This is a genomic window from Pseudidiomarina terrestris (assembly GCF_030466405.1).
GTDB lineage: Bacteria > Pseudomonadota > Gammaproteobacteria > Enterobacterales > Alteromonadaceae > Pseudidiomarina > Pseudidiomarina terrestris.
In genome coordinates, this window is the sequence record NZ_JAGGJF010000005.1 from 1 (window position 1) to 26142 (window position 26142).

General features: G+C 52.2%; 22 protein-coding genes. 9 read left to right on the forward strand and 13 right to left on the reverse strand.

What is annotated here, in order from left to right; all coding sequences use genetic code 11:
• Positions 1–175: 175 nt before the first annotated feature.
• On the reverse strand, positions 176–1039 hold the full coding sequence (tesB, locus tag J6J34_RS09720; protein WP_301774145.1) for an acyl-CoA thioesterase II: 864 nt from the start codon (positions 1037–1039) through the stop codon (positions 176–178).
• A gap of 80 nt (positions 1040–1119) precedes the next feature.
• The gene (locus J6J34_RS09725) at positions 1120–2022 is read right to left on the reverse strand and encodes a sensor domain-containing protein (protein ID WP_301898924.1); all 903 of its coding nucleotides are present in this window, start codon (positions 2020–2022) and stop codon (positions 1120–1122) included.
• A 210-nt stretch (positions 2023–2232) separates the two neighbouring features.
• Between J6J34_RS09725 and acnA the strand changes: the two genes are divergently transcribed.
• Positions 2233–4911 (forward strand): aconitate hydratase AcnA, encoded by a 2679-nt coding sequence (acnA, locus tag J6J34_RS09730; RefSeq protein WP_301898925.1) that lies wholly within the window; start codon positions 2233–2235, stop codon positions 4909–4911.
• A 74-nt stretch (positions 4912–4985) separates the two neighbouring features.
• On the opposite strand, the gene J6J34_RS09735 is transcribed toward acnA, so the two are convergent.
• Entirely contained in the window at positions 4986–5711 is a 726-nt protein-coding gene (locus J6J34_RS09735) for an SDR family NAD(P)-dependent oxidoreductase (RefSeq protein WP_301898926.1), read from the reverse strand.
• Positions 5708–6118 (reverse strand): 2-amino-4-hydroxy-6-hydroxymethyldihydropteridine diphosphokinase, encoded by a 411-nt coding sequence (locus J6J34_RS09740; RefSeq protein ID WP_301774153.1) that lies wholly within the window; start codon positions 6116–6118, stop codon positions 5708–5710. The genes J6J34_RS09735 and J6J34_RS09740 overlap by 4 nt, the downstream gene beginning before the upstream one ends.
• A 128-nt stretch (positions 6119–6246) precedes the next feature.
• Here J6J34_RS09740 and J6J34_RS09745 point away from each other — a divergent pair, with 128 nt between their 5' ends.
• The 4 genes from J6J34_RS09745 (at position 6247) to asnB (ending at position 11379) form a co-directional block, all read left to right on the forward strand.
• Positions 6247–6720, forward strand: coding sequence for a hypothetical protein (locus J6J34_RS09745; RefSeq protein WP_301898927.1), 474 nt, complete (start codon positions 6247–6249; stop codon positions 6718–6720).
• The gene (locus tag J6J34_RS09750; protein WP_301898928.1) at positions 6713–8152 is read left to right on the forward strand and encodes a sodium:solute symporter family protein; all 1440 of its coding nucleotides are present in this window, start codon (positions 6713–6715) and stop codon (positions 8150–8152) included. Before J6J34_RS09745 ends, J6J34_RS09750 begins: the two co-directional genes overlap by 8 nt.
• Before the next feature lie 125 nt (positions 8153–8277).
• A complete protein-coding gene (locus tag J6J34_RS09755; protein ID WP_301898929.1) occupies positions 8278–9342 on the forward strand; it encodes an aspartate/ornithine carbamoyltransferase family protein in 1065 nt (354 codons plus the stop codon).
• 21 nt (positions 9343–9363) lie between these two features.
• Positions 9364–11379: an asparagine synthase (glutamine-hydrolyzing) gene (asnB, locus tag J6J34_RS09760; protein ID WP_301898931.1), complete on the forward strand. Its 2016-nt coding sequence runs from the start codon at positions 9364–9366 to the stop codon at positions 11377–11379.
• A gap of 37 nt (positions 11380–11416) precedes the next feature.
• Here the strand turns inward: asnB and J6J34_RS09765 are convergent, their stop codons facing one another.
• On the reverse strand, positions 11417–12772 hold the full coding sequence (locus J6J34_RS09765) for an alkaline phosphatase (protein ID WP_301898932.1): 1356 nt from the start codon (positions 12770–12772) through the stop codon (positions 11417–11419).
• A gap of 210 nt (positions 12773–12982) precedes the next feature.
• Here J6J34_RS09765 and J6J34_RS09770 point away from each other — a divergent pair, with 210 nt between their 5' ends.
• The gene (locus J6J34_RS09770; protein WP_301898933.1) at positions 12983–13438 is read left to right on the forward strand and encodes an Hsp20 family protein; all 456 of its coding nucleotides are present in this window, start codon (positions 12983–12985) and stop codon (positions 13436–13438) included.
• Between the two features lie 71 nt (positions 13439–13509).
• On the opposite strand, the gene J6J34_RS09775 is transcribed toward J6J34_RS09770, so the two are convergent.
• The 7 genes from J6J34_RS09775 to mfd form a co-directional block, all read right to left on the reverse strand.
• Complete coding sequence (locus tag J6J34_RS09775; RefSeq protein ID WP_301898935.1) at positions 13510–14346, reverse strand: PDZ domain-containing protein; 837 nt, start codon at positions 14344–14346, stop codon at positions 13510–13512.
• Positions 14347–14348: 2 nt separating this feature from the next.
• Entirely contained in the window at positions 14349–14741 is a 393-nt protein-coding gene (locus tag J6J34_RS09780) for a hypothetical protein (protein WP_301720652.1), read from the reverse strand.
• Positions 14738–15283 (reverse strand): RNA polymerase sigma factor, encoded by a 546-nt coding sequence (locus tag J6J34_RS09785; protein ID WP_301898937.1) that lies wholly within the window; start codon positions 15281–15283, stop codon positions 14738–14740. Before J6J34_RS09785 ends, J6J34_RS09780 begins: the two co-directional genes overlap by 4 nt.
• Before the next feature lie 69 nt (positions 15284–15352).
• Positions 15353–17158: an ExeM/NucH family extracellular endonuclease gene (locus tag J6J34_RS09790; RefSeq protein ID WP_301898939.1), complete on the reverse strand. Its 1806-nt coding sequence runs from the start codon at positions 17156–17158 to the stop codon at positions 15353–15355.
• Complete coding sequence (locus J6J34_RS09795; RefSeq protein WP_301720649.1) at positions 17127–17621, reverse strand: MarR family winged helix-turn-helix transcriptional regulator; 495 nt, start codon at positions 17619–17621, stop codon at positions 17127–17129. The genes J6J34_RS09790 and J6J34_RS09795 overlap by 32 nt, the downstream gene beginning before the upstream one ends.
• Before the next feature lie 59 nt (positions 17622–17680).
• A complete protein-coding gene (locus J6J34_RS09800; RefSeq protein WP_301898940.1) occupies positions 17681–18805 on the reverse strand; it encodes a CsiV family protein in 1125 nt (374 codons plus the stop codon).
• Positions 18806–18815: 10 nt separating this feature from the next.
• On the reverse strand, positions 18816–22289 hold the full coding sequence (gene mfd, locus J6J34_RS09805; protein WP_301720646.1) for a transcription-repair coupling factor: 3474 nt from the start codon (positions 22287–22289) through the stop codon (positions 18816–18818).
• 142 nt (positions 22290–22431) lie between these two features.
• Here mfd and J6J34_RS09810 point away from each other — a divergent pair, with 142 nt between their 5' ends.
• Genes J6J34_RS09810 through J6J34_RS09820 form a run of 3 tightly spaced genes read left to right on the forward strand, consistent with a single transcriptional unit; the run spans position 22432 to position 25604 of the window.
• Positions 22432–23676 (forward strand): lipoprotein-releasing ABC transporter permease subunit, encoded by a 1245-nt coding sequence (locus J6J34_RS09810; RefSeq protein WP_301898941.1) that lies wholly within the window; start codon positions 22432–22434, stop codon positions 23674–23676.
• 6 nt (positions 23677–23682) lie between these two features.
• On the forward strand, positions 23683–24381 hold the full coding sequence (gene lolD / locus J6J34_RS09815) for a lipoprotein-releasing ABC transporter ATP-binding protein LolD (RefSeq protein ID WP_301720644.1): 699 nt from the start codon (positions 23683–23685) through the stop codon (positions 24379–24381).
• The gene (locus tag J6J34_RS09820; RefSeq protein ID WP_301720643.1) at positions 24378–25604 is read left to right on the forward strand and encodes a lipoprotein-releasing ABC transporter permease subunit; all 1227 of its coding nucleotides are present in this window, start codon (positions 24378–24380) and stop codon (positions 25602–25604) included. The genes lolD and J6J34_RS09820 overlap by 4 nt, the downstream gene beginning before the upstream one ends.
• On the opposite strand, the gene J6J34_RS09825 is transcribed toward J6J34_RS09820, so the two are convergent.
• The gene (locus J6J34_RS09825) at positions 25594–26112 is read right to left on the reverse strand and encodes a DUF2062 domain-containing protein (protein WP_301720642.1); all 519 of its coding nucleotides are present in this window, start codon (positions 26110–26112) and stop codon (positions 25594–25596) included. The two genes, J6J34_RS09820 and J6J34_RS09825, sit on opposite strands and share 11 nt — an antisense overlap.
• Between the last annotated feature and the right edge of the window lie 30 nt (positions 26113–26142).

Here is a 26142-nt window from a genome sequence, read left to right on the forward strand (position 1 = left end):
GCGTCCAAGCTCCCGTGAACTTTCATGTTGAGCACGCTTCGCTAATTCAAGCTTGAATGCTCTGTGATGTTTAGACATAAAAAGACCCCCAGTAGTAGGAATGTCCAACTATTGGGGGTCACTTCAGATAAGCTATGGGGCTTTTTTTGTTTCTCTTCACACGTCACACGAACGATTATTTTTCGTGTTTACGCATCACGCCTTCTTGTGCGGTCGAGGCAACGAGCACGCCGTCACGGGTAAAGAACTGACCGCGCACCAAGCCTCGGGCACCGCAGGCCACCGGACTGTCAATCGCGTATAAAATCCAGTCATCCAGACGAAAATCTTTGTGGAACCACATGGAATGGTCGATGGTGGCCATTTGCATGTCGGGTTGCGCGAAGCTCACTCCATGGGGCTGCAGGGCCGTTGGCAAAAAGTTGAAATCAGAAGCATAAGCAAGCAGGTATTTGTGTACCCGTGAGTCATTTGGCATCTCGCCGTTGGCACGGATCCAGACATAGCGTTTAGGCTTATCAATTTTTGGTTTGAACGGATTGTTCGCCGTAACAAAACGCATCTCTATGGGCTTTTCCGAAATAAATTTATTGCGGATCTTTTCTGGGATCAGCTCTGCGTGTTCACGGTAGATGTCAATATCCGAGACTAAACCTTCAGGCCCGGGAACTTCAGGCATAGTGTCCTGGTGTTCAAAGCCAGGCTCATCGATCTGAAACGATGCCGTCATGTAAAAAATAGGCTTACCATTTTGTACGGCTTTTACCCGACGGGTCGAGAAACTTTTGCCATCACGAACATTTTCGACATCGTAAATGATAGGTTTTTGTGCGTCGCCGGGGCGTAAAAAATACGAATGGAGCGAGTGTACCTTGCGATCTTCAGGCAAGGACTCCTTAGCTGCAGAGAGCGCCTGTCCGATCACCTGACCGCCAAATACTGCGCCAAAGCCTAGATCCTGACTCTGACCCCGATAAATTCCCTGGTCAATCGTTTCTAAGCGGAGTAAATCAAGCAAATCCTGCAATACCTGGCTCATCGTTATTCCTTTTCGGTTAGCTACTGCGGCTATTATAAGGCTGCGGCAGCGGACGACAACATGTAACAGGCCAATTTATGTTATTGCTCTTCAACTGAAGCCATAACGACCTGCCGAACAGCTAAGCGTTTGGCCCGGTACATGGCATCATCTGCGTGCAAAAGGAGTTCTTCCAGCTGGTCGCCATGCCGCTCTGCCAGTGCGATACCTATACTGGCATCGATATTAAAGTTGCCTTCAGGCAGGTGAATAGGAGCCTCGAACGCATCGAATAATTTCGTTGCAATGGCCAGCGCATCGTTAGGGTTTTGCACGCGCTCAAACAGCACCACAAATTCATCACCGCCAATTCGTGCTAGGGTATCGCCGCTACGTACTTTTTGCTGCAGGCGCTTTGCAGCAGCGCGAATTACGCGGTCGCCGATGGCATGACCAAACTCATCGTTGACCTCCTTGAACTTATCCAGGTCAATGTAGGCAACTGCAACATTCTTAGATTCCGCCAGAGCTTGTTTGGCGCGGGTGTAAAATAAGCTACGGTTGGGCAACCCGGTCAACCCATCATAAAGGGCAAGTTGCTGTAATTGAGTTAGCAGAGCTTCGCGCTCCGCTTCGATCTTGCGCTGCGCCGTGACATCCCGGGCCACAGCAATGCGGATGTTATCGCCTTTTGAGTAGCGTGCTGACCAGAGAATAGAGGCACAGTCACCGTTTTTGCGAATGTAGCGATTTTCAAAATCAACTTTGCCATTACCCGCCATAATTTCAGCTGCTGTTGCGCGGGTCTTGGCATGGTCGTCTGGATGGATGAAATCATACATGGAACGGCCCATCATTTCCTGAGGCGGGTAGCCAAACACCCGTTCGCCGCCTGCACTGATATAAACGAAGTGTCCGTGAGGATCAACCACGCAGATAGCGTCCATCAGCAAGTCCATATACTGGCCTAAGGTTTCGAATATTTCGATCTTGTGGTGTGACATACCGGGCGGTTCTTAATTTAGGGTCCTGGCTAAGCGTATACCATTATCGAAGCAAATAGCTAAAAGAAGCCAAACTATTGTTGTATCAGCGCGTTACTGAGTTGATCTTTGTGATTATACGTCCCATAGTGAATATAAATAAGTGCTATGGCTGAACCGCAATTTTGCGGCTAAGCTTAGAGGATGTATCGTTTTAAGAAGGAGTAAGCTATGTCGAGCAACGACAGCTTGAAGACGTTAAGCACATTAGAAGTCAATGGTAAAACCTATCACTACCACAGCCTGCCTAAGGCTGCTGAGAAGCTCTCGGGGATTGGTGATGTGGATAAATTACCAACGTCCATGAAAGTGTTATTAGAAAACCTGCTACGTAACGAAGATGGCGACACCGTCGTTCCGGACGATATTGAAGCCGTCGCGCATTGGTTGAAAGAACGCAAATCCGACCGTGAGATCCAGTACCGTCCGGCGCGCGTGTTGATGCAGGACTTTACCGGTGTACCAGCGATTGTCGATTTAGCGGCAATGCGTGATGCAGTCGCTAAAGCGGGTGAGGACCCGGAACAGATTAATCCTTTATCTGCCGTCGATTTGGTCATTGACCACTCGGTGATGGTGGATAAATTCGCAACCCCAGAAGCCTTTAAAGAAAACGTCCGCATTGAAATGGAGCGTAACTTTGAGCGCTATCAGTTCTTACGCTGGGGCCAGAGCGCGTTTGATAATTTCCGTGTGGTTCCGCCAGGCACCGGTATTTGCCATCAGGTCAACTTAGAGTACCTGGCAAAAGTTGCCTGGACCAAAGAGCAAGACGACAAAACCTATGTCATGCCCGATACGCTGGTAGGTACAGATTCCCATACCACCATGATCAACGGTCTGGGCGTATTAGGCTGGGGCGTAGGTGGTATCGAAGCTGAGGCGGCCATGCTTGGTCAGCCAATTTCGATGCTGATCCCGGAAGTTATCGGTTTCCGCATGACTGGTAAATTACCAGAGGGTGTGACCGCCACGGATTTAGTACTGACAGTAACGCAAATGCTGCGTAAACATGGCGTGGTAGGTAAATTTGTCGAATTTTACGGTCCGGGTCTGGATAATCTGCCATTAGCGGATCGTGCAACTATTGCGAATATGGCGCCCGAGTACGGCGCGACCTGTGGTTTCTTCCCGGTGGATCAGGAAACGCTGCGTTACCTTGAACTCTCTGGTCGCGAACAAGAAACCATCGATTTGGTTGAAGCCTACAGCAAAGCACAAGGTATGTGGCGTGAAACTGGCAAAGAGCCAATGTTCACCGACTCACTCGACCTTGATTTAGGTACCGTAAGTGCTGCATTAGCAGGACCTAAACGTCCTCAGGATCTGGTTGCTATGCCGGAACTGGGTGCGAACTTTGATTTAATACTCGAGCAATCAGGACAGACGAACGAAAAAGACAAGAAAGTACAGGTACCGGGTAAGGATTACACCTTGTCTCACGGTGATGTTGTTATTGCTGCGATCACATCCTGTACCAACACCTCGAACCCGAGTGTGTTAATGGCTGCGGGACTGGTTGCGAAGAAAGCCGTTGAGAAAGGCATGATGCGTAAACCATGGGTGAAGTCGTCGCTGGCACCCGGTTCAAAAGTGGTCACCGATTACCTCGACAAAGCTGGCTTTACCCCGGCCCTGAACGAATTAGGGTTTCACCTGGTAGGTTACGGTTGCACCACTTGTATCGGTAACTCAGGTCCTCTGCCAGAAGAAATTAGTGAAGCCATAAAAGAAGGTAACTTGACGGTTTCCTCAGTACTTTCCGGTAACCGTAACTTTGAAGGTCGGGTGCACTCTGAAGTGCAGGCCAACTGGCTGGCGTCACCACCTTTAGTGGTCGCCTATGCGCTGGCAGGTACGACGCGTATCGATTTAAGTAAAGATCCGCTGGGCGAAGACCAGGACGGTAACCCGGTTTACCTGAAGGATATTTGGCCAAGCAGCAAAGAGATCGCGGAAGCGGTCAGCTTTGTCGATGGTGAAATGTTCCGTCGTGAATATGGCGAAGTCTTTAAGGGTGATGAAGAATGGCGCGACATTCCAATCGGTGAAGGTAAAACCTACAATTGGAGTGACGATTCAACCTATGTGAAGAATCCGCCGTATTTCACCGAAATTGATAAGCCGTTGCATGAAATGAGTAACATCAAGGATGCGCGGGTACTTGCGGTCTTTGCTGACTCCATTACCACGGACCATATTTCACCAGCGGGCTCAATTAAGCCTGATTCTCCGGCTGGAAAATACTTGCAGGAGAATGGCGTCGAACCCAAAGATTTTAACTCGTATGGCTCTCGCCGTGGTAACCATGAAGTGATGATGCGCGGTACCTTCGCGAACATTCGGATCAAAAACCAGATGCTCGATGATGTCGAAGGTGGTTACACCGTTCATGTGCCTTCTGGTGAACAGATGTCTATCTATGACGCTGCTATGAAGTATCAGCAAGACGATACGCCGCTGGTGGTGCTTGCCGGTAAAGAATACGGTACAGGCTCCAGCCGAGACTGGGCGGCTAAAGGTACCACCCTGCTTGGCGTGAAAGCCGTGTTGGCCGAAAGTTTTGAGCGTATCCATCGCTCCAATCTGGTCGGCATGGGCGTACTGCCGCTGCAGTTCGACGAAAACGAAAGTGTGCAGGCGCATGGTTTAGACGGTACTGAGCAACTCTCAATTGAGGGAATCGACAGCAGCCTGAAACCGGGCCAGATGCTCAAAGTTACAGCCAAGAAAGAGGATGGCTCTGAGGTCACGTTTGAAGTGAAATGTCGTATCGACACTAACAACGAACTGCAGTACTACAGAAACGGTGGTATTTTGCATTACGTGTTACGTCAGATGCTGGACTAATATCATTGTCCGCAGACAAAAAAGCCAGGCATTGCGCCTGGCTTTTTTATGTCTGGGTGTTAATGATGAACCGATTAAATGAGCAATGCACGGCCGCCATCGACTTTGATGAATTCACCCGTTACGAACTGATTATCGCGCAGGAAACGCACCGCCTGGATCATCGGATCGAGGCCACCTTCAATCTTTAATGGTGTCTCGGCAAGGACTTTGTCACGATGTTCGCTATCGTGTTCGGGCAGAAACAGAATCGGTCCCGGCTGAATGCCATTGACACGAACTTCAGGTGCGAGCTGTTTAGCAAAACTCTGGGTCAGGTTGGCGAGACCAGCTTTGGCAGCACAGTAGGCGATATAATCAGTGGAGGGACTATCGGTATAGATGTCGGTGATATTGATCACCACGCCATTACCAGTGCTGGCCAGCAAGTCACTAAGTGCGTGAATAAGCAAGTAGGGCGCCTGTACATGGACCTGGAAAACTGCCGCCAGGGCGCTGGGATCCTGGTTCACCTTTTCATTATTGAAAAAGCAGGAGGCATTGTTGACCAACAGGTCCAGACGGTCTGTGTGTGTTTTCACATTTTCGATCAGCAGCTCAACGGCGTTCTGCTGAGTTAAATCGGCCTGCAAGCCGATTGCGCCGAGTTGCTCGAGCTCCGCAACCCCATCCCTTGAAGAGTTGTAATGGGCCAGCACCAGATAGTTTTCCGCGAGCAGCGCTTTGGCGAGTTCAAAGCCAAAGCGGCGGCCAGCGCCAGTGATCAGGGCAACAGGTTTTTGCTTTGAGGTCGTGGTCATGCGGTATGCTCCAACTGTGCAGCAGCGGGTTTGAGGCTGGCGCACATGCCTTGCAGGTACTCCGGCACGTTTTCCCAGGCGGTATCCGCCTCCTGGTGACGAAGCTGTCCCAGAATATCAATGTCCATCGGGCGGTCCTTCTCACTGGAGCGCGGGTCAGAACGATCACGTCCTAAGCGCTCTTCAATTGCATTAAACTGCTCTTTCAGTTGCTCAGCGGTAAAGTCCGTTTCAATAATAAAAAGAGCATTGAGGAAGTCATGCTGAGTGTTGATATCAACAGGACGGGTGTAGTCAGCGTCTGAGAAAATGGTACGACCTAAGCAACGAATCATTGACTGGGCGGTGGAAAAATTTTCTTCAGGCGCGATATTCGCCCCCATACTGCATAAGTAAACGTGAACCATGACTTCTCACCTTTCTCGAATTAGATTAAGCATACCCTGATACGCAGGCACCCGAAAGACAGATCCCTCAAGTTGCAATGATTTTGTTAGCTTGCTAGCCTAGAAACAAAGAGCTACAGGAAGGAATCGTGCCGAACCGTTACGGGTTTATCAGTTACATCGCTCTGTTTTTACTCTTCACGCTGTTGGCGCGGCCCGTTGCTGCGCAAGACACAATGACTCAGTTTACCTTATCTGCCCCCGAACAAAGCCGTGAAGGCTATTTTGTGCTGGCGCTCGATCAGGCGCCGCTACGGGGCATGGTGGTGCAGCAAAGCTCGCAGGCGGACTTCATTAAAATTGACGCGGAGTTCGTTTGGTTTGGGGACTTCGAGAAAATGACTCTGACCGGCTTCAGTGACGGCAACTTTTACTTCCGGCTAAAACCGGCTGAAAACGTACAAAGCAACGTGGTCGGTGTGACAGTGACCCATTATCCCAGCTGGCAGGCCTACACCCTGTTCTTTACCGGGCTGGGATTGTTCATTCTGTTGGTCATCACTATCATCACGCTCCACCTTCGCAGTCGCGACACTAAAGTAGCGGAGGTACAGGATGACTGAAGCAAGTGGTTTCGCCCTTTCGAGCACGCTAGGGTTAACCCTGGTGGTGCTATTCGGCTTGGCGTGGGTACTGTTCGGCTGGTACCTCGGGCGGGCCAACAAGACTCATGAAGACTTTGCGCTGGCAGGGCGTAACGTTGGCTTTGCGCTGGCATCAGCGACCGCCATGGCGACCTGGGTCACCAGCAATACGACGTTAGTTGCACCGCAACTGACCTATCAGTTTGGTGTCTGGGGCATGGTCGGCTATTCCTTTGCCGCCCTGGGACTTATTCTATTTGCCCCGCTGGCCGCCCGCATCAAGCGCTTAATGCCTAACGGTTACACCTCTGGTGACTTTGTGCGGCTGCGATACGGGCAGAGTGCCTGGTGGGCCTTTATTCTGATATCTGTGGTGTATGCCTTTGGCTGGCTTATCAGTCTGGGCATGGCCGGTGGTATTTTGCTGGAGGCATTAAGCGGCCTTGATTATCACATCGGCATGACTGCGATTTTAATCATTTGCGTCGGTTACACTCTGTTTGGCGGGCTGCGCGCCGTCATCGCCACGGATTTTATTCAGGCCTTAATTATTATTCTCGGTGTGGTACTTATCGCCTGGTTCCTGATTGATACCGTGAGTCTGGAAACCATCCATAGTGAAGTGCAGGACAACCACCCGCAGTTACTGGATTTATTGTTTCCTGCGGCAATCATGTTTTTATTCAATAATATATTTTTCGGTCTGGGTGAAATTTTCCACTCCAATGTCTGGTGGTCACGCGCCTTAGCCTTTAAAGGCTCGGTGGCCTTTAAAGCTTATTTACTTGGCGGGGTTTTGTGGTTACCGATCCCTATTGTAACTGGCTTTATCGCCCTGGCCGCGCCACAGCTGGGTATATTCCCGCCGAGCGCCGACATGGTAGGACCTATGGTTGCGGCAGAAGTGCTTGGCAAAATTGGCGCTGTGGTGGTGTTCATCGTCGTGTTTTCAGCATTGGCTTCGAGTCTGGATTCACTGTTGGCTGCGACCTCTGATCTGGTCACCCGCGATATCTACCATAAAAAATTAAAGCCCGATGCCGGCGATAAGCATCTGTTGCGGTTCAACCGCTACAGCATTCTTGGCCTGGGCATACTGACCTGGCTGTTTTGCTTACCAAAAATTGCCACTCTGGGAGCGCTTTTAAACTTCGCGGGTGCTTTTGTCGCCAGCACTATATTCCCAATTGTGCTGGGCCTCTACAACCGCCGGTTAAGTGGCCGATACGCGGCATTGGCGATGACATTAGGTACGCTGTCAGGGTTGGCAGGTTATTTTGTTGTCGGTTTCTACGTCGCTGCGTTAGTGTCCTGTAGTGTTTCTGCCTTAATTTGTGGTTTAGGACTATTATTAAGTAAACATAAATTCGACTGGCAGCAGCTTAATGAGCAAGAGGAGCACTCGGCATGACCATGGGATTAACCGCATTCAGTACCCTGGTATTGGTCTGCTTAGTGCTGACCGCGTGCGCCCCTGTGATTTTAATTGGGCTTTGGCTAAAAGATTTCATTTCTAAACAAATATGGTAATTCATTATGAACGTAAATGACGTTTCGTTTGAGCGAGAACGTCCTGATGTCTATGGGGATGCGCATCCAAAAGCATTACTGAGGACGATTCAGGAAGATGGTGATTTTTTAGTTAAGCTTGCCAAACAGCATATTGTTTCAGGCGACCAGTTTGATCAGGACACAATGAAACAGTTGTTCCGGTTAGCGGCGAAAATTGAGAGTAACCCGAAGCGGTTCAGTTCGCCCTTGCAGAATAAAATTCTGATCAGTGCTTTTTACGAGCCGAGTACGCGCACCCGACTCTCTTTTGAGAGTGCCTGGCACCGCCTCGGAGGCGACATTATGTCCATCACCGATCGTTCCACGACCGGAATTGCTAAAGGCGAATGCCTTGCTGATGTGGCCGAAATGTTTAACAACTATGGCGATTGTGTGGTGTTGCGCGACAACAACGAAAGCTCGCTATTTGAAATGATGGATGCGCTACGCATTCCGATCATTAATGCGGGGAACGGAGTCGATGAACATCCGACTCAGGCATTGGCCGATATGTATGCGATTTTCAAATGGCGGCCAACGCTCATCGACCCGGAAGCCAATGATAAAATTAAAATCGGTGTCATCGGCGTACCCAATAAAATGCGCACCGTACGCAGCTTTTTGAAATGTCTTTCGGTGTTCCCTGCGGCGGTAGATGAACTGGTCATCATTCATGACGAAGCCAGTTCCGGTGATCTCTTTGGCGAGGGCCAACGGGAAGAGCTTGAGGAGCGGGGCATTCGTATCCGCACGGCCACCGAACTTGATGACGTGCTTCCGGAACTGGATATTGTCTATATCAACGCAATTTCATGGGAAGGCGATACCTTCAGCACTTATGGTGATGCCTTCCACTTAACTGAAAAGTCACCACTTAAAGAAGACGCAATTATTTTACATCCTTTGGCGCGCGGAGAAGAGTTGTCGACGGCTCTCGATCACACCTCGCACAATTGGTATTTCAGCCAGGCCCGAGGCGCGGTATTTCTGCGCATGGCTTTACTCACCTGTATGGTCGAACGCGCGGAACGCGTGATGGATGTGGTGTAACACTTACGAGGATTAAGCAAAATGTGTGGTATTGCAGGAATTTTCAATCAGAGCACCGGGCATAAACCCGACGCCCAGACACTCGTTAACATGGCCGCCATTATGCACCATCGCGGTCCTGATGGTTTTGGTTATCAGATTCTGGATGAGACGGGCGTAGGTTTTAGCCATGCCCGGCTGTCTATTATTGATTTAAACGAAGAGCGCGCGCGTCAGCCATTTATTTCTGCCGATGGCAATCTGATGCTCGCCCATAACGGTGAGTTCTACGATTTTAAAAGGATCCGCGGCGATTTGACGGCGCAGGGTGCGCGGTTTCGCACTAAAAGTGACTCGGAAATCGTCATGCACCTTTACCAGCGTGAAGGTCTTGAGGAAACACTGACGCATTTACGCGGAGAGTTCGCGTTCAGCATGTACGATCAGGAACAAGATTGTATGTACCTGGTGCGGGACCGTTTTGGCATTAAACCACTGTATTACACCCATACGGATGATGGCGTGGTCTTTGGTTCTGAGTTAAAGGTGCTGTTTGCCCATCCGTCAGTAAAACGGGAATTCTCTACCGAGGGTCTTTATCATCAGCTGATTCAGGTGATGGTGCCAGGGTCTACCGCGTTTGAGGGGATCTATCAGGTGCCGCCTGGTCACGTGGTAAAAGTACAGCGTAAGGATGGCAAGCTGAAGCTATCTGAGCATAAATATTGGGATGTTAACTTTCCACAGGAAAGTGAGTATCCGGGTGGCGATGTTGATGAGCAACCTTACATCGATGGTGTGCGTAAACATCTTCTGGAAGCCGTGCAGCATCGTTTAACTGCCGATGTACCAGTAGGCTGTTATTTGTCTGGCGGGATCGACTCCTGTGCCATTCTTGGTCTCTCTGCGGCATCAACACAAACTTCGGTGAAGGCCTTTACCATCGGGTTCGATTCAAGTGAATATGATGAAACCCCGATTGCTCAGGAGATGGCCGAGGCAACGGGCGCCGATCACCATATTATGCGGCTCAATGCCGATGATTTGTACGATCACTTTGTGAAAACCATCTGGCATACCGAGCGTACCATCTACAACACGCTGGGTGTTGCCAAATACCTGATGAGCCAGCAAGTCAATCAGGTCAATTATAAAGTGGTGTTGACGGGCGAAGGCTCTGACGAACTCTTTGCCGGTTATCCAGCGTTTCGTAAGGACATGTTCTTACATGGTCTGGATCACCTGCCCGATAGTGAGCGTAAAGCCTGGCAGGAGTTGCTGGAGAAGAACAACAAGCTGTTTAAAGGTGCGATGCTGGCCCGGGAGGAATATGTTAGTCCGGCCTTTAATACCAAGATGGGCTTTACCCCAAGCTGCGTGCAGCCCTGGTTGTCGGTTTCAAGTGTAGCGTTACCCCTGATAGCCAAGCATCGTCGCGCAGAAGTGGAAGAATATGATCCTGGTAAGGCCATTGCCGATACTCTTGATGAAGAGATGTTGAAAGGGCGTCATCCGTTGGATCGTGCCCAGTATGTATGGATAAAAACCATGCTGGAAGGGCAGATCCTGACCTGGGGTGGTGATCGGGTGGATATGGCCAACTCAATGGAAGCGCGGCCAGCGTTTCTTGATCATCATCTTGCCGAGTATGCGTTTACCGTGCCACCGCACCTGCGCATCAAAGGCAATAAAGAGAAGTATGTTTTACGTGAGGCGATGAAAGGGCTGCTGCCAGAAACACTGTATAAGCGTGAAAAGTTTGCGTTTATGGCACCACCAGCGCATACCGACCCCAAAAAATGGCGAGCGGTGGAGAAACTGGCGGAGCAGTTTTTAACCCAGGATGCGGTTGAAGAAGCCGGTCTGCTTGATTTTGAAGAGGTGCAGCGCACCTTCGAGAAACATGAGTCGGACGAAGTGAGTATTGATGAAAAAGTGCAGCTTGATGCGGTCATTAACCACATGCTGGGTGTACAAATTCTGCATCATCATTTTGTTAAGAGCGACGTACCAATGCTCGCCGCTCAACGTGCTCAGGAACTGGGTTGGCAGGCCTGATTTACTGACCTCCCGATCGAAGACACTGCAAATCGTGTTAGCGCACGATTTGCAGCAATAACTTGCCAATCTCAGTGTTATCCCGGTAACCGCGAAGTTTTTCCGCGTGCGGTCCCATTGCCATAATCGGTACATCGACGGCGGTGTGACCACTCGTTGTCCAACCGGTGCGGGTGACTTCACCAATGATAGCTGTCAGCGTTTTACCTACAAGTTTAGCCTGCTCGCCTGATGTTCCTGTTTCCAGTTCAAGTGCAGTTAATTGCTGCCAGTGAGCTTCGCTTAACGGTAGGTTAAGGCGCGGGGTTAAATACTCACGCCATTCACTTTGCGGACGGTCGAGAAGTTCGGGGACCATAACCTCCAGAGTCGCGCGGATGGCCATCACCCGCTCTGAATACCATTCGTACTCGCCGCCTTGTCCTAAGGTAAGGCCGCCGGTCGAGTGGTCAGCCGTAACTACGATTAAGGTATTTGGGTGGGCCTGCTGAAATTCTTTGACTACCTCCAGCGCTTGCGCAAAATCACCCATTTCGCCGATGACACAAGCGATGTCATTGGCATGTCCGCACCAATCGATTTTACTGCCTTCGATCATGAGTGAGAAAGGCTTGCCGCTTTGCTCCTGAGCGTCACCAAGTAACCGTAACGCATTGCGAGTCAGTTGTGCCAGACGTGGCTGATCGTCCAGCGCATAGGGCAGTGCGATGGGCGCAAATAAGCCAAGCACCGGCAGTTGCTCGGTAGCTTCGAGCTGTTGGTAATCCTCGACGACGGTTAAGCCCTGCTCTCTGAGTTCAGGTAACCAGTTTTTGTCGTCGCGGTTAAAGTAACTCATGCCACCGCCAAGCAACACATCAAAACTCCATTGATCGCCGTATTTGGTACTGGCCAGTGAATCAGCAATGGCGTTGTACATTTTGCGGGAAGGGTGGTGAGTAAAAAATGATGCTGGCGTGGCATGCGTTACCTGTGAGGTTGACACCGCACCGGTATGCCAGCCAAGTTCCCGTGCCTTCTCCATGACCGTTTGTTGCGGGTGCTTATCGGCATCGACACCGATAGCGCCATTATAGCTTTTTACCCCGGTCGATAGTGCCGTAGCGCTCGCTGCCGAATCCGTGACCCAGGTGCTGTCATCCGGATAGGTGGTTGCAGCACCGATGAGCATCTCATCGAACGGCGTGCTTGCCAGGGGTTGACCGCGCTCGCTCATGGCATAGCGGTAGGCAGAAATATATTCAAAGCCCATCCCATCGCCGATAAGAAAGATAATATTAGGTGGCGAGCTCTCAGCTTGTGCCGCGCTTGTGGTTGTGGTTTCCGGGGCGCCTTGCGTGCAAGCGCTCAATAACATGCCTATGCTGGCCATCAAAACGGTTTTGCGAAACACGGTATGAACTCTCCTACTTAAATTAGCAATTGCGATACCAAGCGTGAATATTATCACAGAGCAAGTGACAGCGGCATGACAAAAGGCAGATGCAAATTGTTTTGCGGTGAGCTCTTGAAAAGTTAAGGGCTGCCCCTATTTAAGAGATATCGGAGATGTCTCAGAGAGAGTCCCGATAACACTAAACATTGCTTCCAAAGGAGAATGATTATGGCAACAATTGATTTGTCACCACTTTACCGTAGTAGTATTGGTTTTGATCGTATGGCGCGTTTATTAGATTCCGCAATGCGCGCGGAAGGCAACGGCGCCGGCGGCTATCCTCCATACAATATTGAAGTAATCGGTGAAAACCGTTACGCCATTACCGTGGCGGTAGCAGGGTTCAGCGATAATGAGCTTAGTATTGAGGTCGAAAATGGCATCCTCAAGATCCAGGGCCGCAAAGAAGAGCAAGCTGAAGAACCTCAGTACCTGCATAAAGGAATTGGCTTCCGCAGCTTTGAGCGCAAATTCAACCTGGCGGACCACGTTGAAGTGAAAGGCGCCAAAATGGAAAATGGTTTGCTGACCATTGGCCTGGAGAAGATTATTCCAGAGGCCATGAAGCCGAGGAAAATTGAAATCGGCACGTCGCTGAACTTATTAGAAGACTCAGCAAAGTAAGCCAGTACAGATGAGCAAAAGGGCAGCCCGAGGACTGCCCTTTTTTGTGCGTTAATGCGATGTGGGGGAGATTAATCGCTGTCGCATTGCTGCTTGACTTCGCGCCATACCACAGGCTCCCAATATTCTTCACGAACGCTACTCAGGCGTTTTTCGCGAATGAAACGCGCCGCGATGTAGTAGGTGGTATCCGGTTCGACATTAAGCTCCAGCTGCTTGGGCTGATTGATACTGCGCGAGCGGCGCACCCAGGGGTCACTAATTAACTCATGCACTTCAATGCTGTGCTTGCCCGGTGATAATTTAAAGATAGGCTTGCGGGTCAGCACATTGTCACCATCGATACTGACAAAGTAGGCCGGGTATAAATCGCGGGCTTCAGGTGGAGTGACAAATACACTGACCCGACCGCAGTTGGCCTCATTGGCTTTATCCACGACCGTTTGCTCAACATCAACCTCTAATCGCCAGCCAGGAATGACGGTGGCTTTCACTCGTCCCGACAACGTTTCGGTCTGACCCTGACGTTGCACAGTGACTGCAAATGAATTGCCATGGTCTAAGGTTTCCAGGTAGCTCACAATGTCCTGTAACGACTGTTCTGCAAGTTGCTGACCGTCGACACTCAGAATACGATCGCCAACCTCAATACCCATCTCCTGAGCGACCGAGTCATCGCGTACGGACATTACCCGACCTGACGGGTTGAGTACTGCGCCCCAATCGAAGTAACTGCGGGTAGGTTCCTCCAGCGTCACTGACGTTGCTTTACCATCTGCTTTTGCCGCAGCAACCGCCGCTGCGCGGGCATGTTCGCGGGCATCTTGCTCTTGCGCTGAGCTGGTTGCGATACTGACCAATGCGAGCAGGGAAACTGCACTTAATTTAAAAAACTGCCGATTCATCATTATTAAATCTCCTGCGTCGTGAGCTGCTCACGCCGTTGCCATAAGGCGTTAATTTTTGCTTCATCTGCGCCCTGAATGTAGGCCTGCTGCAACTGCCGATCGATGGCGTCCAGACTGTAGTTACTGGCAAGTAACATCGGTGTATCGGACACTGGCACTGGCAACAGTTGCTGGGGCTGTACCACCCAGAACCAGGCAACTGCAGCTGCAGCAGCCAGAGGCGTCAGCCAAAGCGGCCAGCGACGTGGGCGGGGAGTCGTGCCGGACCGAGCCGTCTGGCGGGCACTAAGCTCTTGCCAGGTGACGGGACGAGCGGGTTCTGCGTAATGCTCAAGGCGTTGTTGCAGGGCTCGTTCAGCAGCGGTCAGTTCGGGCGCTTGCTTGTCAGCTTTCATTGTTGACTCCTCTCACGTAATTTCTTTAAAGCGCGATGATAACGTTGACGAATAGTGGCAGCGTTTACCGCGAACAATTCAGCCAACTCATCATGGCTATAGCCTTCAACTAAATACAACCAGACCAGCTGGTGCTCATGTTCATCAAGAGCCGCAAGCAGATGCTCAATGCTGTCGAGTTGTTGTAGCCAGTCACTTTGACTGTGCCAGTCCTGAGCATCAAGGCTGTCTTGGTCATGTTCTGCAACGGACAGATGTTGTGGCTTGCGAAAATGTGACAGTGCTGTGTTCACTGTTAATTGCTTCAGCCAGCCTCCCAGAGCACTGGTATCGCGCAGTTGCGACAGTTTAGCGAAGGTTTGGATGAATACATCCTGAGTGAGATCACGGGCTAGCTCTGAATCCCGGCACATGCCGGTCAGTAAGCGCTGCACAGCACTTTGATAGGTTTCAAAGATCACCCGCTGACAATCACGCCGGCCGCGTTGCGCGCCTTTGAGCGTGCCTGTTGGGATTGCTTGAGCGAAACCTGTATTAGCCATGTGCGTCCTGTTGCAACTTATCTGCCTTATAAGATGCAACAGGTACCATGGATGTGACAAGTCCGCTGATTAAAATTGAATATCGGCAACAATGGGGTCGTGATCCGATGAGCGGTAAGGCGTTGGTGCATACCAGTCAGGATTTTGGGAATAGCCTTGGTAACTAAGCGCGGGCGGCTCATCGGCATTAATCAGCCAATGGTGTTGCTGCAAGACACGACCATGCAGCGCGGCTGAAACTAACAAATGGTCGAGGCTACCGGCCTGGGCATCGTAAACATAAGAATAACCCAATGGTTCGAAGTGTTCGGCGCGGTTATGAAAACCGGCCTGACTCATCAGGGTCATCGGATCTTCTTTTGCATAGGCATTAAAATCGCCGAGTAAAATCTGCGCCGGGGTACTGGCCAAGATCGGTTGGCTTTGCATGAACTCGACCAATAACTCGGCGGACTGCACCCGGGCTGCATTCCAGCAGGCCTGCCCATCGTGTTGATTGGCATTGGGATCAGTTTCATCGCGCGGGCAGGAACCTTTCGATTTGAAGTGATTGACGGCAACCACGAAAGCTTCCTCAGTACCTTTGGGCTGCATGCGCTGGATCAGCGGGTAACGACTGCGGTTACTGAACGGGCCCTCGGTAATCGTCATGGTCTCGCCCAGCAGATCGACACGGTCAGTTCTGTAGATCAGCCCGTTGGTAATGGAAGCGCCACCAAACTGACCATCTGCCGCGTGAACGAACTGCCAGGGCGCGCCGGTGGCAGCGGCAAGCTGCCGGGTAAGTCTGACGATGGCGCTGTGTGACGCATAACCATCATTTTCAATTTCCATTAATCCCACCACATCGGCATCAAGCGCAGCCAGCGCGGCAATGATTTTGGCTTCCTGTCGCGCAAAGTCTGCGGCGGTGGGGGCCCCGCGCTCGGTGGGGAACTCGTGTGTGGCGCCGTCACCGTTGAAGTAATTTAAAACGTTAAAGGTTGCGATACGCAACACACTGCGGTCGTCATTACGTGGCGGCGCCGCAGGACGGGGATTGCTGGCCACGAAGTTAAGCTCCGTCGTGGGCTGAATTCGGTAGCTACCATTAAACTCACTGAGAATGCCGGTGACACTGCTGACCGTATCGCCGCTGCGCAAGGTGTTGCTGGCGTTAAGTTGCGGGCTTGGGTAAGGAATCTCGGTGGCAGCTGGCGCCTGATTATCGTCAATCACTAAGCGCTTTAATTCATTTGCCTGAGCGTATGCCCGCGCGGCCGGACCCGGCTCGACCCTTTGTGTCGGTGTGTAGAGCCGCTCAGAGGCCACATCAAAACTGCCGTGGCGACCTAACAAATAGGTGCCATTGACCACCAGTGCCTGTGGCAGACTGACGAAACGGCCTTCGAGTTGTTCCAGTTCAGCTTTGGTCGTCACTGGCAGACGTAACGCATAAGGTTGCGGTAACTCAGCCTTGCCACAGAGCTGCAGCTGACTGACCTCATCCAGCTGCGTTAGTTGTTGATGTTCCCGCACGATTCCTGTTACTGCGACGCGGTCGCCGATTTCCACCCGCGGCGTCTCAGTTTGCACGAACAGCGCTGCGGCTTGTCCGTCAGCGTGCTGCTCGATAAAGAAGCCACCCAGCTGTCCGGACTGTTGCCAGCTCGCGGTGACGGTACCGGTGACGACCACCTGCTGATCGGCCAGAGGAGAAACAGGGCCAGAGCCTTGCACCGTGGCCAGACTGGTGCTGGCCTCGCACTGCGGTGCGTTGGCGGTGCCAGTGGGACTGTCCGGTGGTGGTGCAGAACAGGCGGTTAAACCTAGTGCAAAAAATACGGCCAAGGGCCAGAGTCGGTTAGTCATTTTGGCTAAAGTGGTGTTTTGCATAGGTTCCTACTTCTAAAACGTCGGCAGCATCAAGGCGTTCGGCATCCATCATGGCAGCAATGCGCTGCATGGCGGCGAGCAGCTGGGATTGTTCCCAATCCGCGAGGCCCTGAAATTTATTGATAAAGTCTTCTTGTAGCGGGCGCGGTGCGGCTTTAAGACGCTCGGCCCCTTGCCTGGTCAGTGATAACACCACGCGGCGTCGATCCTGAGTACTGCGCTCACGGTGAATCAATTCACGGTGCTCAAGACGGTCGATAACGTTACTGACGGTAGCGGGGCTGAGGGTTATATTTTGCGCCACCGCACTGGCGGTAATGCCTGCCGGAGCAGCAGCAACCTCACGTAAGATCAGTAACTGCGGAGCGGTCAAGCCAGTAAGTTTATGGAGTTGTTTGGAATAAAGATCGGTCGCGCGAATCACCTTACGCAAGGCAAGCAGCAACTCGTCATATTTTTCCATGTTAGCGTTCCTTCTAGCCTTAATCTTTTCCCTGCTTTTAACCCTGACCTGTCAGCAACTCAATAGCGACGTGCGGAGAGGTCGGTGCGCCGAATTTGCACCACAAGTCCGAGTTTAGGATGGTCAAAATAGTGCGTTTCGTGGCTAATGACCCGGCGTAACTGGTCCAGCTTAAAGCTACGCAAAAACTGACTGGTGCCTTCATCCTGCACCATCTGTTCAGCCTGCTCATCAAGTGCAGCGGGTTGCCAGCGGACCAGGTGCGGTTCCCGCAGCTCCAGATCGCTGTCGATATGCAGGTAATTACCCACCAGATAAACATGCACAGTGCCGTCGAGCTCCCACACGGGTTCGGGTTGCTCCGGGCGCTCAACGCGTTGCTTTGGAAGCGGCTGATCTGTGGCACGGGCAGTGAACTGTAAGCCGCCTTCCTGTTGCAGTTGCAGCAGTTGTTGCAAGCGTTCTGTTAAGCTTTGCTGCGCGCTTTCCTGCGCTGCTTCAGCTTGGGTAAACTCATCTTGTTCAGACGCATAGGGGTAACCACTTGGTGCAAAAGTCGCACCATAGTTTTTGCCGCCAAAGAGTCTTACCCGATAGTCCTGTTGCAGGCTGAAAACAGGCTGATACCAGCTCATATGTAAGAGTGGCTCGCCCACGCCGCGGCGAATAATTTGTTGCCGCATTTCGTTGAGTTCCAACTGCTGTGCTGGTGCAAGATAAGGACCGGTCGCCTGTTGTACCGGCCCGCCGGGCCCATCAATCACTTGTGCCGGAAGCTGCGCGAGTTGGGCAAGAGCTTGCTGCGGCGCAGGCCAGTTCATCGGCAGCCAGGGGTTCGCTTCCCAGGGTCTGCGGCACCAGATCGAGTCTTGCGACAGCGTGGGAATGACGGTGGGCAGGTTACAGGCCGGTAAATCCATTAATGCAGCACGAATATCGGGCGCGAAATAGCGTGGCAGCGGATCAAACTGACTTGCTGCGGGAGTGGCTGGTCCGGTCCAGGCAAAAGACTCTGCGACGGCTTCACTGGCGCTGTGTTTAAACACCAGAACTTCAATCTCAAACCAGCGCCATGTATCCCGCTCAGCCTGCGCAATAGCAGTCTGTCCGCCGAGTACGGCTGCGAGCAGCACGACACTTTTGCTTAACCGAATGAGGCGCTGCCGGAGCGTTGCTGTTGGCATTTCCATATCCTTACCGCTGCATGTGTTCTGCAAAATCTGTTAACAGCGACTCTACCAGTTTAAGCCGCGCTTGAGTATCTTCTATTTTACCAAGAATACGTAAACGTGCAGGCCCTTCGAGCTTGTAATCCTGCGGCGCAGTCTGGATCAACTCAATCAGGTAGTCAGGGCTGACTTTGGTCTCGGCGCCAAATTCGATGCTGATGCCGAGCGGTCCGCCATCAATTTTTCGAATGCCAAGTTTACCGGCATAATTACGCAATTCAGTAATGCGGATTAAATTTTTGGCGGCATCAGGCAACAACCCGAAGCGGTCGATCATCTCCACCTGTAAAGCACGTAAGTCGTCGGCAGATTCCGCGCTGGCGATGCGTTTGTACATACTCAAACGCAGCGTAACATCGGCAATATAATGCTCGGGAAGCAACGCGGGAACGCGCAAATCGACTTCGCTTTGTGCCTGCAGCAGGGTATCCAGAGCGGGTTCCTTGCCATCGCGCAGTGCTTGAACCGCTTGTTCCAGCATTTCCATGTACAGGGTGAAACCAATGGATTCGATTTGACCGCTTTGATCATCACCCAGGAGCTCACCGGCGCCACGGATTTCAAGATCATGGGTGGCCAGCATGAAGCCGGCGCCCAGATCTTCAAGTTGCGAAATGGCTTCGAGACGCTTTAAGGCGTCTTTGGTCATGCGCTTCGGATGTGGCGTCAGCAAATAAGCATAGGCCTGATGGTGAGATCGACCGACCCGGCCACGCAACTGGTGCATTTGTGCCAGGCCCAGATGATCAGCGCGATCCATGATAATGGTATTTGCTGTGGGAACATCGATGCCGGTCTCAATGATCGTCGTGCAGACCAGCACGTTATAGCGCTGATGGTAAAAGTCAGACATGATGCGTTCGAGCTCGCGCTCGCGCATTTGCCCATGGGCGATCGTCACCCGCGCTTCGGGAACCAGTTCAACCAGGTCACGCGCGGTCTTCTCTATCGTATCGACATTATTGTGCAAAAAGTACACCTGGCCGCCACGGAGAATTTCGCGCAATACCGCCTCACGAATGGTCGGAGCGTCGTATTCGCGCACAAAGGTTTTCACCGCGAGGCGTTTCGCCGGTGGCGTGGCGATGATGGACAGATCACGGACGCCGTTCATGGCCATATTCAAGGTACGCGGAATTGGTGTCGCGGTCAGTGTCAGGATATCCACGTCAGCGCGTAAGCGTTTGATCGCTTCTTTTTGGCGGACGCCGAAGCGATGCTCTTCGTCGACAATAAGCAAACCAAGATCGCGGAATTTAATACTCCCCTGCAGAAGCTTGTGGGTACCGATAACGATATCTACTTTGCCGGCCTCAGTGTCGGCAAGGATTTGCTGGGTCTGCTTGGCTGTTTTAAAACGCGACAGTACTTCAATCCTGACCGGCCAGTCCGCAAATCTGTCTTTAAAGTTCTCAAAGTGCTGCTGCGCCAGCAGCGTGGTCGGTACCAGAACCGCGACCTGCTTGCCATCATTAACGGCGACAAAAGCCGCCCGCATGGCCACTTCAGTCTTACCAAAGCCGACGTCGCCACAGACCAGCCGATCCATTGCCCGGTCAGACTGCATATCCGTGAGCACCGCCGCGATTGCTTGTTGCTGGTCGTCGGTTTCTTCAAACGGGAAACTGGTCGCGAAACGCTGGTAGTCAGTTTGCTCCATGCGGTAGTGATAGCCTGGTTTCGCTTCGCGACGGGCATAAACATCCAGCAGTTCCGCGGCGACATCGCGGATCTTTTCGGCGGCTTTGCGTTTGGCTTTTTCCCAGGTGTCATTGCCGAGCTTGTGCAGCGGTGCGCTGGCTTCTTCACCGCCACTGTAGCGCGAGAGCACATGCAAAGATGCAACGGGAACGTAGAGTTTACTGTTGCTGGCGTATTCGATGGTGACAAATTCGGTGGTCATGCCACCGGTTTCAATGGTCTGCAGCCCCTGATAACGGCCCACGCCATGATCGATATGAACCAGCGGCTGACCGACGCGCAGCTCCGCCAGATTGCGCACCATTTGTTCACTGGTCACTGTCGCTTTTTGATCACGACGGCGCCGCTGAGCGATACGATTACCGAGCAATTCTGTTTCGGTAATCACTGCCACTTTGGCGTCGTCAAGCACGAACGAATGAACTAACGGGCCAACCGTAATAGCGGTGATGGCATCATGCGCATGGATGTCCGACAAGTGCGCAAGTTCGTTCAATTCAAGCTGCAATGGTGCCAGTAATTCCCGCAAAGATTCGCGGCGTCCTGCGGTTTCCGCTACAAACACTACTTTGAAATCGGCTTGATGCAATTCGGCTAATTTTTTACGTAGCGCCTGCAGCGGATCCTTCAGCTGGTGATTTAACGCCACTTCACCGATGGTGGTGGTCGCGAAGTCCTGCCGGCCGGGCTGCGGTTTATCATCGGGCACAAAAGCGCGGATCCGCGGCAATTGTTTAAAGCGTTGATGCACCTGATCGACCGGCATGAACAATTGCTGCGGCGGAATTAACGGCCGCAGACGGTCGTAGCGGCGCTGTTCGTAGCGCTGATTGATATCGTGCCAGAGGTGATCAAGGCTTCCTTGTAGATCGCCAAAGGTGACCAACAGCGTATCGTCAGGTAAATAGTCAAAGAGTGTCGCTGTGCTATCGAAAAATAGCGGCAGGTAATACTCTACGCCACCGGGGAACTGGTTTTGCGACACTTGGTAGTAGATGGAATCGCGTTCGTTGGAGGCGTCGAATAACTCCCGGTAACGCGCCCGAAAGCCTTCAATCGCTGTGGGCGTGGTCGGAAACTCATGGGCGGGCAACAAATCGATGGCTTCAACCTCGCCAGCGGATAACTGAGAGTCGGGGTCGAAGGTGCGAATTGAATCAATTTCGTCATCAAAAAAATCGATCCGATAAGGAGCAACGCTGCCCATCGGGAACAGATCGAGTAACGAGCCGCGAGCACAAAATTCGCCATGTTCCATTACCTGATTCACATGCCGGTAACCGGCCCGTTCCAGACGCTGACGCAAGCGATGCCCATCCAGCTGTTGCCCTTTAGCCACTTGTAGCGCTTGGCCACTGACATAATCGGTTGGAGCAATCCGGTGCAACAGGGTGTTTAGGGATACGATTAAAGCCCCGTCATGCATTTCAGGTAGTTTCGCTAACACACTTAAGCGTTCGGAAATAATATCCTGATGCGGCGAAAAACTATCGTAGGGCAGGGTTTCCCAGTCCGGGAAGACCAGTACCTGATCGCCTTTCTTACTGAGATAGCTTATTTCATGTTCCAGCCGATGGGCCTGTGGAGCATCTGGTGTGACGATAAGGATCGGTTTGTCATGCTGGTCGATCAATTGCGCCAAAGCGTAGGCAATACTGCTGCCTGCCAAGCCTTGCCAGGTGATGTCAGTAAGCGCCGAAGGTGGTCTTGGTGGGGTTAGGATCGATGCCTTGCTCATGGGTCCTGCTTCGTTAACTTCTCAAGTAGCTGAAAGTATACCTGAAACTCTCACTTGGATCAGTGCGCAGATTTCATTATGCTTGCAGCGCAACCCTGCACTCAGGCAGGGCCGACTGACAGCAGAGACGCATCGCACTATTATGTTTCAACCCTTATCGCTTTTTTTAGGATTGCGCTACACCCGCGCGCGCCACGGCCAGGGCTTTACTCGCTTTATTCAGCGAGTCTCTCTGGTGGGCTTGATTTTAGGTGTGGCGGCATTGATTCTGGTGGGGTCGGTGATGAACGGCTTTGAAGCCGAATTAAAAAATCGAATTTTAAGTGTGGTGCCGCAACTGGAAGTCACTAACGAGGATAGTCAGCAGGACACGCTTGCGGACTGGCAAGAACTGATTGAAGGTCTGCCAGAGTTCGCCGGACAGCGGGCGGTGGTGCCGGAAGTGACCACCGCTGGTTTAGTGCAGGGCAAGCAACAGCTGCATGCCGTGTCCGTTCAAGGTGTGTTTCCACAACATGCAGACAGCACGATTCAACTGCAGCCTTTGCGGGAACATTTGAGTGCCGGGCAGCTCGACCTTAGTGAAGGCAGTTACCATGTCATACTTGGCTACAGTCTGGCACAACAGTTGAACGTCTGGCCCGGTGAGCAGGTGCGTCTGGTCGCTGCCGGTGGCGGCATCTATACGCCCCTCGGCTTAGTACCGGCGCAGCGACTGGTTACGGTGGCAGGTGTGGTACGCATGCAGTCCGAAGCGGATCAGCACCTGGTGGTGATGAATGGCGCAGATCTCGCACGATTATTGCGGATGGCAAAGGATCGGGTAACTGGGGTACGCTATTATTTTGCTGACCCGTTTCAGGCACTTCCTGCAGCTGAGCAGCTGCAGCGGCAGGTTGCAGCACCCTTGCAGGTGAAAAGCTGGCGCGAAAATTACGGCCATTTGTTTGACGCGGTGAGCATGGAAAAACGCATGATTAACCTTATGCTAGGGCTCATCATCGCGGTGGCAGCTTTTAATATTGTTTCGTCGTTAATGATGGTGGTGCAGGATAAGCGCAGTGACATCGCAATTCTTAATACCATGGGCTTAGCACCACATAAACTGCGACGCATGATCATCATGCAGGGATTAACTACAGGTGTTATCGGCAGCTCACTGGGACTGGCATCAGGGTTACTTATCAGCGCCTATGTCAATGAGATTTTACGGGCGTTTGGGGTCGATCTGAGTTTTGCCGGGCCGGCCGGTTTGCCGGTGGTGATTGACGCCTGGCAAGTGAGCGCCACCGTCATCGCGGCATTATCACTCACTTTTTTAGCGACCTTGTTCCCGGCGTGGCAAGCCAGCCGCGTTCTGCCAGCCCACGCACTTCGATATGAGTAAGGACCTATGACAACAGAGTTATTAGCTTGTGAACAGGTAGGTAAATGTTATTGGGACGGTAATCACGATCTCGATGTGCTGCAGGGCGTAAATTTTTCCGTCAACGATGGCGAGCTGCTGGCGATCGTAGGCAGCTCCGGCTCGGGTAAAAGTACTTTATTGCATTGCATGGGGGGGCTGGACACCCCAAGCACCGGCAGAATTTTGTTCCGTGGCAACGACATCGCTAAATGGTCGCCACGCAAACTGGCTGAATGGCGTAATCAACAGCTGGGTTTTATTTATCAGTTCCATCATCTGTTACCCGAGTTCACGGCGCTGGAGAATATTGCCATGCCGCTGTTGATTCAGGGTCAAAGCGCGAAGCAAGCCCGCCTGCGCGCCACCGAGTTGTTGCAACGGGTAGGCCTGGCGCAACGCGGTGAACATCGGCCCGCCGAGCTTTCAGGCGGTGAACGCCAACGGGTCGCTATTGCCAGAGCATTAGCCAACCAACCGGCACTGGTACTCGCCGATGAACCTACAGGTAATCTTGATGATGACACCGCGCAGCAAGTGATGGCATTGATGCATGAGCTGAATCAGGAATTAGCAACAGCCTTTGTGATTGTTACTCATGACCTGAAGCTGGCGCAGAGTCTGCCGGCACAGGTGCGTCTGCAGCATGGTAAAATTGTGGCCTCGCTGGGCGAGGCCTCGCAATGATGCGTTCCTGGGCACTCGCCTGGCAATTGGCACGGCGATTCCGGCGTGGCCGTGAACGCAGTGGCTTCTTGTCTTTTATTTCGGCGTCTTCAACCATTGGTATTGCGCTGGGTTGCACCGTCTTCATTGCCGGACTCAGTGTCATGAATGGTTTTGCGGACGTGCTGGAAGAGCGCTTTTTAAAACTGGTGCCACATATCCAGTTCACTGCAGTTGAAGGTGCGCTGCAGTATCCCGAAACCATTTTCCAGTTAGCTGAGCAGCATCCCGAAGTGGTTGCCGCGCGCCCGGTCATTCGTACCCAGGGATTGGTGCAAAAAGGTCGTGAGTTTGTTGGGGTACAGGTGACCGGACTGGATCCGTCAGCGCCGCACGCCATCAGTGAGTATATGAGCGCAAGCAGCTGGCAAGCTTTGCATGAGCCGGGTGCCATGGTGCTGGGTGCAGACCTGGCGGCTAAGCTCAACCTGACAGTGGGCGATAAATTCACTCTGGTTGTGGCCTCAGAGCGTGGCTTCCAGGCGCCCAAACGGCAAGCACTTACCCTTGCCGGAACCTTCAGATTCGGTGGTCAGGTGGATCACCAACTCGGCTATGTGAGCCTTGCAACCGCGCGGCAGTTGGTAGGAATGGAGCAGGGGATTACGGGCGTTGAGCTGGAACTCAGTGCGTTATTTGCCGCCGAACGCGTGGCCAATGAAATTGGTTACCAGTTACAGGATTATGTCTTCCTGGAACATTGGATGCGAGCGCAGGGGCATTTGTACCGTGACATCCAGATGGTGCGTACTGTGATGTATCTGGTGCTGGTGCTGGTGTTGGCGGTCGCGTGTTTTAATATTGTCTCGACGCTGGTGATGACGGTTCAGGAAAAACGGCGGCACATTGGTATCTTGCGCACCATGGGTATGCGCGCCGGTGGTCTGGTGAAGATTTTTGTATTACAGGGCCTGCAAAACGGTATGTTGGGAATTGCTGTGGGTGTTGTTGCCGGCAGTTTGTTAAGTCTTAACTTACCGGCTCTGCTCACCCTGCTGGAGTCCTTTACGGGCAGCTCGCTGCTGGCAAGCGATGTTTATTTCGTTGATCGCATTCCGGTGCGTTTACAGGCCATGGACATCTTGTGGGTGGCCACAGTCGCACTGCTGTTAAGTTTGTTGGCGACTCTCTATCCGGCCTGGCAGGCCACGCGTATTTCGGTGGTCAAAGCGATTAGCGCTTAATCCTGTGGGCACGAGCGCGCCAGGCACTGACCACAGACTGGCGCCAGAGTAGACGGATCACGAAATAACCAAGGATACTGGTCAGAGTGCCGAGCACCAGACAGCCAAGCAAAAATGCCGGCCCTATCGTGGTGATGCTATGGCCGAGCCACTCCCAGGAGAGTTCAAAGTTAAAGGGCTGTGCTGGTGCACCAATCAGCCAGGTACCGACAAGATAAGAGAAGTAGAATAACGGTGGCATAGTAATAGGGTTGGAAACCCAGACTAAAGCGATGGAAAGCGGCAAGTTCACCCGAAATGGAATGGCAGCAGCCGCCGCGAGTACCATCTGAAACGGCACCGGAATAAAAGCACAGAATAAGCCGATAGCGAATGCCCCTGAAGCCGATCGGCGATTCAGGTGCCAAAGGTTCGCATCGTGCAGTAATTTACCAAACACTTTAAGACTGCGACTGTTTCTGATCGCATCATGATCGGGCATGATACGCTGAAAAAACTTTCTCGGCATGCTTACCAACTCGTCACTCTAGCTTATAGG